This window comes from Streptomyces sp. NPDC038213 (assembly GCF_055600495.1).
On record NZ_JBVJYM010000018.1, the window covers coordinates 53,641 to 65,966 of the forward strand.

11 protein-coding genes are annotated in these 12,326 nt (G+C 74.9%); 6 read left to right on the forward strand and 5 right to left on the reverse strand.

What is annotated here, in order from left to right; all coding sequences use genetic code 11:
* Positions 1-90 precede the first annotated feature (90 nt).
* Both ACZ7JZ_RS23220 and ACZ7JZ_RS23225 read right to left on the reverse strand, forming a co-directional pair.
* Entirely contained in the window at positions 91-1,026 is a 936-nt protein-coding gene (locus tag ACZ7JZ_RS23220; protein WP_470942355.1) for a cupredoxin domain-containing protein, read from the reverse strand.
* Positions 1,023-3,224 carry a right-handed parallel beta-helix repeat-containing protein gene (locus ACZ7JZ_RS23225; protein WP_470942358.1) on the reverse strand — a complete coding sequence of 734 codons (2,202 nt, stop codon included), beginning with the start codon at positions 3,222-3,224 and terminating at the stop codon, positions 1,023-1,025. Before ACZ7JZ_RS23225 ends, ACZ7JZ_RS23220 begins: the two co-directional genes overlap by 4 nt.
* Before the next feature lie 140 nt (positions 3,225-3,364).
* Here ACZ7JZ_RS23225 and hmgA point away from each other — a divergent pair, with 140 nt between their 5' ends.
* Together hmgA and ACZ7JZ_RS23235 are read left to right on the forward strand one after the other, a co-directional pair.
* Entirely contained in the window at positions 3,365-4,699 is a 1,335-nt protein-coding gene (hmgA, locus tag ACZ7JZ_RS23230; RefSeq protein ID WP_470942361.1) for a homogentisate 1,2-dioxygenase, read from the forward strand.
* 48 nt (positions 4,700-4,747) lie between these two features.
* Positions 4,748-5,497 (forward strand): GntR family transcriptional regulator, encoded by a 750-nt coding sequence (locus ACZ7JZ_RS23235; RefSeq protein ID WP_470942363.1) that lies wholly within the window; start codon positions 4,748-4,750, stop codon positions 5,495-5,497.
* Positions 5,498-5,599: 102 nt separating this feature from the next.
* Here ACZ7JZ_RS23235 and ACZ7JZ_RS23240 read toward each other — a convergent pair whose 3' ends face one another.
* Complete coding sequence (locus ACZ7JZ_RS23240) at positions 5,600-5,752, reverse strand: hypothetical protein (protein WP_470942366.1); 153 nt, start codon at positions 5,750-5,752, stop codon at positions 5,600-5,602.
* Positions 5,753-5,849: 97 nt separating this feature from the next.
* Between ACZ7JZ_RS23240 and ACZ7JZ_RS23245 the strand changes: the two genes are divergently transcribed.
* A complete protein-coding gene (locus ACZ7JZ_RS23245; protein WP_470942369.1) occupies positions 5,850-7,025 on the forward strand; it encodes a type ISP restriction/modification enzyme in 1,176 nt (391 codons plus the stop codon).
* Positions 7,026-7,109: 84 nt separating this feature from the next.
* Positions 7,110-8,369: a CaiB/BaiF CoA transferase family protein gene (locus tag ACZ7JZ_RS23250; protein ID WP_470942372.1), complete on the forward strand. Its 1,260-nt coding sequence runs from the start codon at positions 7,110-7,112 to the stop codon at positions 8,367-8,369.
* Positions 8,370-8,413: 44 nt separating this feature from the next.
* On the opposite strand, the gene ACZ7JZ_RS23255 is transcribed toward ACZ7JZ_RS23250, so the two are convergent.
* A complete protein-coding gene (locus ACZ7JZ_RS23255; protein WP_470942375.1) occupies positions 8,414-8,680 on the reverse strand; it encodes a hypothetical protein in 267 nt (88 codons plus the stop codon).
* A gap of 274 nt (positions 8,681-8,954) precedes the next feature.
* On the opposite strand from ACZ7JZ_RS23255, the gene ACZ7JZ_RS23260 reads away from it, so the two are divergent.
* Positions 8,955-9,998 (forward strand): protein kinase family protein, encoded by a 1,044-nt coding sequence (locus tag ACZ7JZ_RS23260; RefSeq protein WP_470942380.1) that lies wholly within the window; start codon positions 8,955-8,957, stop codon positions 9,996-9,998.
* A 169-nt stretch (positions 9,999-10,167) separates the two neighbouring features.
* Here ACZ7JZ_RS23260 and ACZ7JZ_RS23265 read toward each other — a convergent pair whose 3' ends face one another.
* The gene (locus ACZ7JZ_RS23265; RefSeq protein WP_470942386.1) at positions 10,168-10,977 is read right to left on the reverse strand and encodes an SGNH/GDSL hydrolase family protein; all 810 of its coding nucleotides are present in this window, start codon (positions 10,975-10,977) and stop codon (positions 10,168-10,170) included.
* Between the two features lie 209 nt (positions 10,978-11,186).
* On the opposite strand from ACZ7JZ_RS23265, the gene ACZ7JZ_RS23270 reads away from it, so the two are divergent.
* Positions 11,187-12,326, forward strand: coding sequence for a DUF5925 domain-containing protein (locus ACZ7JZ_RS23270; protein ID WP_470942391.1), 1,140 nt, complete (start codon positions 11,187-11,189; stop codon positions 12,324-12,326).

The window sequence follows — 12,326 nt, forward strand, 5'->3', positions numbered from 1 at the left end:
CCGGGGCGTTGTCAGCCGCGCCCCAGGGGTGGCCGACAGCGTCCAGGGCCCCGGGGGCGGGGACGGGCGCTGCCCCGGGGGCCGGGGCCGTCACCGGACTACCAGTTGGGTCAGGAGCAGGTCCGAGTCGTGGGTCTCGATCTCGAAGAGGCCGGTGCGGTCCACGGTGAGCACGAGGGTGGCGGGCTGCCCGGCGGGCAGGGCGAGCTCCTTGTCGTAGCCGTGGACGTGCAGGGTGTCGGCGCGGTCGCTGGTGACGGTCAGGGCCACGCGCTGCCCCTGCCGGAGGGTGATGCGGGCCGGGGCGGGGCTGACCCTGCCGCTGCGCACGGCGATGGCCACGGTCCGGTCCGCGGCCGGGGCCGGGGACGGGCCTGTGGGGGTGGACGTCGGTGCGGGAGCGGGTGCGGCGGGGTCCGGGGTGCCGTGGGCGTGGCCGCCGCCCGTGCCCGTGCCGGTGCCGGTGGTTGCGGCCAGGCGGACCGAGGACTCGATCGGCTTGCCCGCCACCGCCCACGCGGTGTGGTCGTCGGCGTAGAGGCGGACGGTCAGGGTGTGGGTGCCCGCGGGGACCTGGGAGGACGGGAGGTGGAACCAGGGGCCGTATATCCGGGCCAGTTTGCGGCTGCCGAGGAAGAGGTGGGCGTGGCCGGCGCCGGTGAGGGCGGCTCCGCCCGCGCTGTCGGGGGTGAAGCGGAAGCCCTCGACGGCGAGGTGGAGGTTCCAGCCGTCCTCGCTGTCGGGGCGGACGGTCAGCCGGACCTCGGGCGCGCCCGCGGCGGGCACCTCGCGCAGGCGGTGCCCGGTGCCGTCGCGGGCGCCGAGCAGGGTTCCGGCGCTGCCGGTGGCCTCCTCGTGGCTGGTGCCGGGCTTGTGGTGGGTGGTGGCCCGCCCCCCGCACCCGGCGACCGCGGCCAGCACGAGCAGCACCCCCGCGCAGGCGGCCGCCCGCCGCCGGGCCCCCCGGCGAGCTGCGCCGGAGGGGGCCGGCTCCCGGGCGGAGCCGGCGGGGACCGGGCCGGTCACGCGGCACCGCCGGACGGGGTCGGGCCCGCGGTTCCTGCCGCGGCGGAGCCTTTCGGCGGGGTGTGCCCGGCGGGGGCGGGGGCGGAGCCATCGGCTGCGCCGGGGCCGTTGCCCCCGTCGCCCCCACCCCCGTCGCCGTCGCCCCCGTCGCCGCCCGTGTCCTCTGCGGGGGCCGGTGGGGTGGGGGTGGTCGGGCGGGTGGAGGCGGCTACGGCCCACAGGACCCAGGCCAGGGCGAGGAGGCCGCGGAACCAGGCCGGGCTGAGGGGGATCCACGGGATCATCAGGACGGCCTTGTCGAAGGCGTCGAGGAGGGTGAGGGCGCCCAGGAGGAGGGTGGTGCCGCCCAGCCAGGGGCGTTCGCGGCGCAGGACCAGTCCCGCGCCGGTCCACCACAGGCCGGTGAGCAGCAGGGCCAGCGCCGGTACGGCGGTGCCGGTCAGGGCGGTGGTGGAGCCGGCCACGTCGAGGGCCAGGCCGGCCGCGCCGAGCGCGGTGGCGGCGCTGCCGAGCAGGCTGCCGCGCAGCCGGCGCCACCACAGCACCCCGCCGACCAGGGCGAGTACGGCCGCCACGGCGAGGGAGATCTGGGTCTCGACCCGTTCCAGGCCCGTGGCCCCGTACCAGTCGCAGCCGGCGGGCAGCCGCCGCGCCTGCACGTTGTAGTCGGCGCACACCAGCAGCTGCACCAGTTTGACGGGCTCCCCGGCGAGGCGGGCGGAGCCGCCGCTCAGGTCGCCGCGGCGCTCCCCGCACTCGGGGAGCGCGCCCGGGGTGGTCCCGGCGGGTCCGTCCTGCCAGCAGTTGCCGCGGCCCTGCCCGTCCCACCACACGTCCATGGCGTTGGGCCGGGACTTCCCGGCCTTGTCCCGGCCGAGGACGTTGCCGGCGTACCGGTTGTGGTGGGAGGTGTCGGCCTGCTTGGCCCAGGCCTCCTCGCCGCGGATGAAGGCCGGTACGGCGCTGAGGTAGAAGGCGGCGCGGTCGTGTCCGTAGACCCAGTTGTCCTCGTAGATGTTCCAGTTGCCGCCCGCGGTGATGATGCCGGTGCCCGGGGGCATGGAGATCTGCGGGCAGACCACGCCCTGCTCGTAGCCGCGCTGGGCGGGCGGTTTGGCGCAGGTGCCGTCGGCGACGTGGCGGTAGTAGTCCTGGTTGTTGTCGTGGATGAGGTTCCGCTCGAACTTGGCGTGGTTCTGCGGGAGTCCGGGGTGGCCGGGGAAGGCGCTGTCCATGGAGGCGCCGCCCATGTTGTGGTCGAACTCGCTGTCGTGGACCCAGACGGAGTCCCCGGCCGTGCCGGAGTAGCCGACCATGTTGTGGTGGCTGCGGCAGTTCGCGATCTCTATGGAGTAGCGGGGGACGTCGTAGCCGCGGCCCTCGTTGATGTTGGAGGCGCTGCCGGGGTAGATCCCCGAGTCCCCGTTGCCGTAGGACTCGCAGTTCTTGTACAGGCCGTGGTCGCTGGCGAAGGTCAGGAAGCCGTACTCGTCGTTCCAGCGGGTCAGCACGTCGTCGATGACGAACCCGTCGACGGCCAGGACGTACAGCGAGTTGAAGGTGGTGCGCTGCGCGGTGAAGTTCCGGAAGTAGATCCCGTGCGACTGGTCCGCGCGGATGGCGTTGAGCTTCTGGTACTTGGCGTCGAAGACCACGTCGAGGCGGGAGGCGCCGGTGCCCTCGATCTGGAGGTCCTCCTTGCCGAGGATCGCGACGAGGTTCTGGTTGTGGCGGCACTGCACCTGCTGCTCGTACGACAGGATCTGGTAGCCGAGCGAGGAGGAGGGGGCCTTCAGTCGGGCGCACTCCCCGGCGGGCGCGGGCAGCGAGGGCTCCTCCTCGTAGAGGCCGGGCAGGACCGCGATGTTCATCCCGGGGCGGTCCACGGCGTCGACGGCCTGCTGGAGGTGGCGGTAGCCCTGCGCGGCGCACTTCTCGAAGAGGGCGAGGTTGCGGGTCCGCAGGGCCTCGGGGAAGTCCGCGATCCGGCGTTCGAAGGCGGCCCGGTCGGTCTTGCAGACCAGCAGGTCGGGCTCTCCGCCGCGGTGGACGGGTACGGAGCCGGTGCCGTCGGGGAAGACGACGGGGCGCTCCTCGTGGGCCAGGGCCGCGGGGGCCGCGGCGATCAGGGTGAGGAGCGCGAGGAGGGCGGCGAGCAGCGCCGCCGGCACGGCAGGGAACCTGCGGATCCACGACATGCGCGAGAGAGTAGAGCAATGTTCATCTTTTGAGAGCCCCCCGCGCACGGCGGATTCCCGGACCGGCACCCCGTTGACGGGAGGGGCCGCGGAATCCTACTGTCAAGCATAGGAATCCTTCGACAGGACGGGAGCGGGCCATGGGCAGTGCCAGCGGCGGAGCCGGCGAGCAGGCCAGGAAGACGGCGGAGGGTCTGGAGTACCTCACCGGTTTCGGCAACGAGCACAGCTCGGAGGCCGTCCCCGGCGCCCTCCCGATCGCCCGCAACTCCCCCCAGCGCGCACCCCTGGGCCTGTACGCCGAGCAGCTCAGCGGCAGCGCCTTCACCGAGCCGCGCGCGCACAACCGCCGCTCGTGGCTGTACCGGATCCGCCCCTCCGCGGCCCACCCGCCCTTCACCCGCATCGACAACGGCGCCGTGCGCACGGGCCCCTTCACCGAGACCGTGCCGGACCCGAACCGGCTCCGCTGGAACCCGCTGCCCGAGCCCGCGCCCGGGACGGACTTCCTGGCCGGCCTGTGGACCCTGGGGGGCAACGGGGACGCGGCGCAGCGCACCGGCATGGCGGTGCACCTGTACGCGGCGAACGCCTCGATGACCGACCGGGTCTTCGGCAACTCCGACGGCGAGCTGCTGATCGTCCCCGAGCGAGGCGGCCTGCTGCTGCGCACGGAGTTCGGCCTGCTGCGCGCCGAGCCCGGCCACATCGCGCTGATCCCGCGCGGGGTCCGCTTCCGCGTGGAGCTCCTGGACGCCGAGGCCCGCGGCTACGTCTGCGAGAACTACGGCCAGCCCTTCGAACTGCCCGGCCTCGGCCCGATCGGCGCCAACGGCCTCGCCGCGCCCCGGGACTTCCAGGCCCCGGTCGCCGCGTACGAGGACGTGGAGGGCCCGGTGGAGGTGGTGAACAAGTTCTGCGGCAACCTCTGGTCCGCGACCTACTCCCACTCCCCCCTCGACGTGGTCGCCTGGTACGGCACGCACGTCCCGTACGTCTACGACCTGCGCCGCTTCAACGTGATCGGCACGATCAGCTTCGACCACCCGGACCCGTCGATCTTCACCGTGCTGACCTCCCCCTCCGACACCCCCGGCCTGGCCGGCGTCGACTTCGTGGTCTTCGCCCCGCGCTGGCTGGTCGGCGAGGACACCTTCCGCCCGCCGTACTTCCACCGGAACGTGATGAGCGAGTACATGGGCCTGATCGAGGGCGCGTACGACGCCAAGGCCGGGGGCTTCGTCCCGGGCGGCGGCTCGCTGCACAACATGATGTCGGCGCACGGCCCCGACCGGGAGACCTTCGACAGGGCCAGCGCCGCCGAGCTGAAGCCGCAGAAGATCGACGACGGCCTCGCCTTCATGTTCGAGACCCGCTGGCCCATCACCGCGACGGCCCAGGCGGCCTCCGCCGGCCACCTCCAGCAGGGGTACGACGAGGTCTGGCAGGGCCTGGAGCGCCACTTCCGGGCGTAGAGGGCCTAGCATTCCTGCACGCCGCCCCGCCCGTACGGAGAACACCCCGTGACCGCCTTCGCACCCGATTCGCTGGTCCTCAACCGGAAGCTGCCGCTCTGGTACCAGGTCTCGCAGTCCCTGCGCGCCTCGATACTGGGGCGCACCGCGGACTCCTCGCTGCGGCTGCCCACGGAGGAGCAGCTCGCCGAGCACTACGGCGTCAGCGTGCTCACCATGCGCCAGGCCCTCAAGGAGCTGGAGCAGGAGGGCCTCATCAGCCGGCACCGGCGGCGGGGCACCTTCATCGAGCCGGGTGCGCAGCGCGGGGCGCCGGTCCGGCTGCTGGGTTCGGTCGACGCCATCGTGGCCCAGCAGTCGGGCGAGCGGACGACGGTCCTCGGGCACTCCCGGGGCCCGGTGCCCGGGGAGCTCGCGGAGTACTTCCCCGGACTCCCGGAGGTGGTCACGTACCGGCGGCTGCGGCGGGACGGGGAGAGCGGCGAGCCGACCAACTGGGCGGAGAACGCCGTGCTGCCCGAGCTCGCCGGGGCGGTGGACCTGGGCGATCTGGAGCGCTGGCCGATGACCAAGGTGCTCCGGGACGTGGTCGGGGTGCGGATCAGCCGGATCACCGACACCGTCGAGGCCCGGCTGGCCGATCCGGCCACCGCCGAGCTGCTGGAGGTCCCCCTGCTCAGCCCGATCCTGCACTACACGGGGGTCACGTACGACGAGGACGGCCGGGTGGTCGACGTGGCCCGGATCCGGTACCGCGGCGACCGCTTCTCCTTCACGGTCACCGTCGACGCGCACTGAGCCGTCCGGCGGGGCGCGCGGCGCCCGCCGGGCCGCCCCCGGGTCCGGGTCCGGGTCCGGGTCCGGGTCCGCCTCAGGGTGCCGGTGCCGCCGTCCGGGCGGCTACTTCTCGTCCTCCGCGGAGCGCTCGCCCTCCGCCTGGGAGGGCGTGGTCCGCGTGGTCGGGGGGTGCTTCTCCTCGGCCGGGTCGCGGTCCTCTTCCAGCCGCTCGCCCTCGGCCTGCGACGGGGTCGTGTACTCGTTGTACTCGCTCATGCCGCCTCCTCGGTTGCCGGGAGTCGTATACGCCGAGCCTAGCGCTTCCGGCCGGACCCGGCCCGGCCGCTTCGCGCCCCGTACGCGAGCCCCTACCATGCGTGCGGTGAGCGATGACACCCCGCCGCCCGACGCCCCGCTCCTCGACGAGCTGATGCCCTGGTCCGTCCCGCCGGTGCGCCCGGGCCGCCCCTGGGTGACCGCGCCGGACGCCCGGACCCTGCGCTCCCGCTGGGAGGCGCTGGTCCGCGCCGAAGGGGCCGACCGGGAGCGGCTGTTCCAGGCGACCCGGCTGCGCAGTCCGCACACGGGGGCGGCCCTGCTGCCGGGGCAGCGCGGGGCCACCGGCCGGTTCGCCCAGGCCCCCGGCGCGTACCCGGAGCCGGTACGGGTGCTCTGCGGGCCCTACGACGAGCAGTGGCTGCTGCCCGACCAGCGCCTGATCGACGCGGCCCGGCCGGAGCTGTGGCGGGTCCGCGACGGCCACCAGCTCTACCTCCGCGAGGACTCCGGCTCCCTCCAGGCCACGGCGTACCTGCCGGTGGGCCGCGGCGGCCGGGTGCGGCCGCTGCACCGGCGCCCGGAGGGGGCCGAGGCCAATCTCGCGCCGGGCCTGGCGGAGCTGCTGACCGAGTGCCTGCGCACCTTCGTGACCCCCGAGGACCTGCTGTGCTGGGTGCTGGCGGCGGCCCGCCCGGGTCCGGCCGGGACGGTGGTGCCGCTGCCCGCCGATCCGGAGCGCTGGCGGGCCGGGGTCGGGCTCGGCCACCGGCTGCTGACCGTGCAGCTCGCCGGGGCGCGGGGCGGGGAGCCGCCGCGGCTGCCGGGCGGGAGCCGGCCGTACGTGCGCTCCGCGCTCCCCGCGCGGCCCGCGGAACCGGACTACGACCCCGAAGGGCAGGCGCTGCTGCTGGGCACCGGGGTGATCTCGCCGGTCCCGCCGCAGGTGTGGGAGTTCGAGCAGGGCCGGGTGCGGGTGCTGGAGCAGTGGTTCGCGGCCCGGACCGCCCACCGCGGGGCGGAGGGGCTGGCGGCCCTGGGCCCGGACGCGTGGCCGCAGCAGTGGACCTCGGAGCTCCTCCAGCTGATCACCACCCTGACCCTGCTGACGGAGCTGGCGCCGCTGCGCGCGGCCCTGGAGGTGGGCCCGGAGCTCGGCCGGGAGCGGCTGCGGTCGGCGGGGGTCCTCCCGGTCCCGCCCGCGGCCCGGCGCCCGGCCTCGGTGCTGGACCACCTGGAGGAGGGTCCGGAGGGGCAGTTCGCCCTGCTGTGAGGCGGGTGGGGCAGCCCCGGGGCGGGCCGGGCGCGGCGGGCAGGGGGTGACAAGCCGGGGTCCGAGCCGGTAGGTGTGCTTGTCATGCACTCAGACACGTCCGACGCCCAGGGTCCCGCCAGCCGCCCCGGGGACCGCACCGCCGCCCGGCCCGCCGGTCCGCTCCCCCTCGACGGGATCACGGTGGTGGCCGTGGAGCAGGCGGTGTCGGCCCCCTTCGCCACCCGGCAGCTCGCCGACCTGGGTGCACGGGTGGTCAAGATCGAGCGGCCGGACGGCGGCGACTTCGCCCGCGGCTACGACACGGCCGCCGCCGGCCTCGCCTCCCACTTCGTCTGGGCCAACCGGGGGAAGGAGTCGGTGGCCCTGGACCTCAAGGACCCGCGCGGCCGCGAGCTCGCGGGCCGGCTGGTCGCGGGGGCGGACGTGTTCGTGCAGAACCTCGCCCAGGGTGCGGCGGCCCGGCTGGGCCTGGACGCCGCCACGCTGTGCGCCGCGCACCCGCGCCTGGTCGCGGTGGACATCTCGGGGTACGGCGCCGAGGGCCCGTACGCGCACAAGCGGGCGTACGACATGCTCGTGCAGTGCGAGGCGGGGCTCGTGTCGGTGACCGGCACCCCGGAGCATCCGGTGAAGGCCGGGATCCCGGCGGCCGATATCGCGGCCGCGATGTACGCGTTCTCCGGCGTGCTCGCAGCGCTGCTCCGGCGGGGCACGACCGGGCGGGGCGGGCCGGTGGAGGTGTCCATGCTCGATGCGCTGGCCGAGTGGATGGGGCATCCGCTGCACCACACGATGCACGGGGGCGGGCAGCCGGAGCGCACCGGGCTGGCCCATGCCGTGATCGCCCCGTACGACGCCTATCCGACGGCGGGCGGGGGCCGCGTCCTGCTGTCCGTGCAGAACGACCGCGAATGGCGGCGCCTGGCCGAACAGGTGCTGGAGCAGCCGGAGTTGGCTGAGGATCCGCAGTACGCGACCAATGCGGCCCGGACCGCGCACCGGGAGAAGACCGACGCCGTGGTCGCCGCGGCACTGGCCGGGCTCGGGACGGAGGAGGCGGTCGGCCGCCTGGAGGCGGCGGGCATCGCCTGCGCCCGACTCAACTCGGTGGCCGAGCTGGCCGGGCACCCGCAGCTGGCGGCGCGGGACCGCTGGCGGGAGGTGGACACGGCGGCCGGACCGCTGCGGGCCCTGCTGCCCCCGGTCGTCCTGCCCGGCGGGCCCGAACCGCGGATGGGTGCGGTGCCGGCGCTCGGCGAGCACACCGGGCCCGTCCTGCGCGCCCTGGGGATGTCGGACGCGCAGATCGACGGGCTACGCCGGGCCGGTGTGGTCGCCTGAGGGCCGGGGACGGGGCCGGGTGGGCCCGGGGTGGCGGGGCAGGGTCAGCGGTGGCTGCCGAACAGCGTGCGGCGCAGCCGCCGCAGCGGGGCGAACAGCGAGACGCGCGCGCTGCGGCTCCGGTGGCGGTGCGTGTGGTCACGCGACGTCAACTCGCGCATCAGCAGGGTGGCTTCGGCCGCCTCGCGCTGCGGGACGGCGGGTCCGCCCAGCACGGCGAGGTGGCGGTCGAGCCGCGTACTGGTCGCGCTGCTGCCGCAGGTGATGGCAGGCACGCGGGGCGGCCTGCTGCGCATTGCTATCTGTTCCATGTCTCTCCCCACCCGTACGAGGCACCCGGCCCGGGCAGGGTAACCCTATCGCCCTCTCGGCGCAGTCGGGTATCCCGGGAGGGTGATTTGGCCGTCACTACACCACATTTGACGGCTACTCACCGAAGTCGACCACTACTCTCCGCACTCGCCGCGGCCCGGGGCCCGATCCGCACACGCTCCGTGGACGGCCGCGCACGCACCGGTGGCAAATGGCCCGCCTTGGGTTAGCGTGGAGTAATCGCCCGATTGCGTTGTACCGATGGGGGGTTCGGTGACCGGAGTGCCGAGCGGTGAGCGGGTGGTCGCGGGCCGGTACCGGCTCCTCGACCGGCTGGACGGGGGCCGGACGGAGGCGGCGGGGCCGGACCCCGCGCCCGGTTCGGTCTGGCGGGCCCGGGACGAACTCCTCGACCGCGAGGTGGCCGTGCGGCGGCCCGCGGTCCCGGCCGGGCTCGGCCCCGCCGAACTGCGCGCCCGGTACGCCCTGCTGGAGCAGGAGGCGCGGGCGGCGTCCCGGATCTCGCACCGCGGGGCGGTGGCGGTGTACGACGTGCTCGCCGCGGAGCCGGACGGCGGACCGCCGTGCATCGTGACGGAGTTCGTGCGCGGCCTGTCGCTGGCGGAGGTGCTGGCCGCGGAGGGCCCGCTGTCCCCGCGCCGGACGGCGCACATCGGGGCCCAGGTCCTCGCGGCGCTGCGTGCGGCCCATGCGGAGGGGGTGGCGCACGGGGCCGTGGGGACGGGGAGCGTCCTGCTCGCCAACGACGGCAGGGTGCTGCTGGGCGGTTTCGAGAGCGCCGACCGCGCCGAGGGCGGCCCCGCGGGCGACCTGCGGGCGCTGGGCCTGCTGCTGTACGCGGCCGTAGAAGGAGGAGAACCGGGAGAAGGGCGAGAACGAGGAGAGGGAGGAGAGGGAGGAGGAGGGGAAGGCGCGGCGGGGGCCGGCGGACCCGGGCGGGGGCTGGCGCCGATGCGCCGGGCAGGCGGGCTGGAGCCCGTGGTGACCGGGCTGCTGGAGCGGGATCCGGTCGCGCGGATGCCGGCCGTCGAGGCCGAGCGGCTGCTGCGGATCGTGGGCGCGGGCGGGCAGTCGCGGGCGGACGGCGGGCCGCAGGGGGCGGACGGGGCGGCGGGCGGCGCGGGGAGCACGGACCCGGGAGCAGCCGCGGGCCCGGGTGCGGGGTCGGGGTCGGGTGCGGACTCGGGCGGAGGGTCCGGGGACAGTGGCGGCCGGGCCGGTCTGGTGCTCGGCGCCGGGGTGCTGTTCCTGCTGCTGGCGGTCCTCGCGCTGGTGTGGCTGCTGTGGCCCTCGTAGGACGGCGGCGGCCCCGGTGACCCGGTAGCCCCGGCAGCCCGCCGGCCGGGCTGGGCTCCTCGCGGCTTCGCGCGGCCCCTCTCCACTCTCTCGCGTGCGAGGAGGCCCCGGGGCGGGGCCTCCCCCACTGCGCCGTGCGGGCGGGTCCGGGTGTGGCGGACCCGCCCGGTCAGGCCGCGGAGCGGAAGACGGGCAGGTAGCCGCCGGACTGCCCGGCGGCGGTGGGGTGGTACGACTCGCCGATGTTGAGCCAGTTCACGCTGTGCAGCCAGGCGCTGCCGGAGCAGATCTCGTGCCCGGTGAAGGCCCCGACGACGGAGGCGAAGGCGAAGCCGTGGTCGCGGGCGCGCTTGTCGATGGCGGTGTTGAGGTGGTCGGCCGCGCCGTTGATGGCGGCGCGCTCGCCTTCGGAGAGCCCTGCGGTGCAGGTGCCGTTGAGCTTGTAGAAGCGCGGGTATCCGATGACGACCACGCGGGCGTTGGGCGCCTTGGCCCGGATGGCGCTGTATACGGAGTTGAGCTGGCCGGGCAGGGTGCTGTCGACGTACGCCTTGGCCTGGTTGACGCGGCTGATGCAGGTGGATTCGGACTGGAGCACGCAGGTGGTCATGACGTCGGAGAAGCCGGCGTCGTTCCCGCCGACGGTGATGCTGACGAGGTCGGTGTCGGCGTTGAGGGGGCCGAGCTGGCCGGCCGTCACATCACCCGTACGAGCGCCCGAGCAGGCGGTGAAGGCGAACGAGCCGGGTGAATTGGCGTTCTTCCAGAGGACGGGGAACGCCTTGGTGCTGCGCTTGCAGTTGCCGCTCGCGCTGTCGTAGCTGCCGGCTCCCACGCCGGAGGAGTACGAGTCGCCGAGCGCCACGTACCCGAAGGACGCGGCCTGACCGGCCGCTCCCGCGGGGGCCGCGCCGAGCAGCGCGGCGGATGCGGCGAGGAGTAACGAGGTGGAGAACACCGCGAATCGGGACAGTTTCATAGGCCCTCCCTTAGCAGGATTTCTGCCACTCCCGTCGTATCGCCCAGCTCCCCTTACTGGAAGTGTCCATGCCAAGAAGAATCGGTGAGGAGATGCCCAGGACCCGGCGGGGAACCTTCACCACCGGGGGGGTTTCGGCGCACACCCCACAGGGCCGAACCGGCGAAACCCGGGTGCGGGAGGGCAGTTCGTGCCGGATCATGGGCGCCATGTCAGCCACCCCAGGAGCCATTGCAGGAGCCGATCCAGGAGCCACCCCGCAGGACCCGCGGCACGCCCTGCCGATCCGGCTCGCCGTCGACGACAGCGACTCGCCCTCGGACGTGGTCGACGCACTGTTCCTCGGCCGCTTCGCGACCGGCGAGCAGCCCCATGCGCACAGCGTGTCGATCGACCGCGTCAAGTCCGGTGCCACGCTGCTGCCTTCGGGTGCGCGGACGCTGCGCTCGGCCCGGGACAGCGACCGCAGCGCCGTACTCGCGGAGGGCGAGGGGTGGACGGTGCTCGTCTCGCGCTGGAACCGCGGCGCGGACGTCACCGTCACGGCCGTCTCCGAGGAGCTGGCCGCGTCCGTGCTCGCGCAGGCCACGGAGGGGGCGCAGGACGAGCCCGAACCCCAGCCGGAGAACGTGACCATGGGCTTCTGGTACGTCTCCCCGCGCCGCGGCCCGCACCGCACCACCCGGCAGATCTCGGCCGGCACCTGGGCCGAGGTGCGGCCCAACTACACGGCTCCGGTGGCCGAGGCCATGGACCGGCTGATGAAGGTGACCCCGGACGACATCGCGGGCCGGCTGCTCCTGCTGCACGGCCCGCCGGGCACCGGGAAGACCTCCGCGCTGCGCACGCTGGCCCGGTCCTGGCGGGACTGGTGCCAGGTGGACTGCGTACTGGACCCGGAGCGGCTGTTCAACGACGTCGGGTACCTGATGGACATCGCGATCGGGGAGGACGAGGGCACGGCGGGCGGGCGCTGGCGGCTGCTGCTGCTGGAGGACTGCGACGAGCTGATCCGCGGGGAGGCCCGGCACACGGCGGGCCAGGCGCTGTCCCGGCTGCTGAACCTGACCGACGGACTGCTGGGGCAGGGCCGCAACGTGCTCGTGGGCGTGACCACGAACGAGGACCTGGAGCGCCTGCACCCGGCGGTGGTCCGGCCGGGCCGCTGCCTGGCCCGGATCGAGGTGGGGCGGCTGACCCACCGCGAGTCGGTGGACTGGCTCGGCACGGACGAGGGGGTGTCCCGGGACGGCGCCACCCTGGCCGAGCTGTTCTCCCTGCGCCGCGGCAGCGGCCCGGCCTCGGTCCCGGCCCAGCACCCGGGCGCGGACGCCGGCCTGTACCTCTGA

What these genes read in the sequence shown, in the direction of transcription:
- ACZ7JZ_RS23225 (WP_470942358.1), bottom strand. Translation starts at nt 3,224, where the DNA reads ATGTCGTGGATCCGCAGGTTCCCTGCCGTGCCGGCGGCGCTGCTCGCC.
- hmgA (WP_470942361.1), top strand. Translation starts at nt 3,365, where the DNA reads ATGGGCAGTGCCAGCGGCGGAGCCGGCGAGCAGGCCAGGAAGACGGCG.
- ACZ7JZ_RS23240 (WP_470942366.1), bottom strand. Translation starts at nt 5,752, where the DNA reads ATGAGCGAGTACAACGAGTACACGACCCCGTCGCAGGCCGAGGGCGAG.
- ACZ7JZ_RS23245 (WP_470942369.1), top strand. Translation starts at nt 5,850, where the DNA reads ATGCGTGCGGTGAGCGATGACACCCCGCCGCCCGACGCCCCGCTCCTC.
- ACZ7JZ_RS23250 (WP_470942372.1), top strand. Translation starts at nt 7,110, where the DNA reads ATGCACTCAGACACGTCCGACGCCCAGGGTCCCGCCAGCCGCCCCGGG.
- ACZ7JZ_RS23255 (WP_470942375.1), bottom strand. Translation starts at nt 8,680, where the DNA reads ATGGAACAGATAGCAATGCGCAGCAGGCCGCCCCGCGTGCCTGCCATC.
- ACZ7JZ_RS23265 (WP_470942386.1), bottom strand. Translation starts at nt 10,977, where the DNA reads ATGAAACTGTCCCGATTCGCGGTGTTCTCCACCTCGTTACTCCTCGCC.
- ACZ7JZ_RS23270 (WP_470942391.1), top strand. Translation starts at nt 11,187, where the DNA reads ATGTCAGCCACCCCAGGAGCCATTGCAGGAGCCGATCCAGGAGCCACC.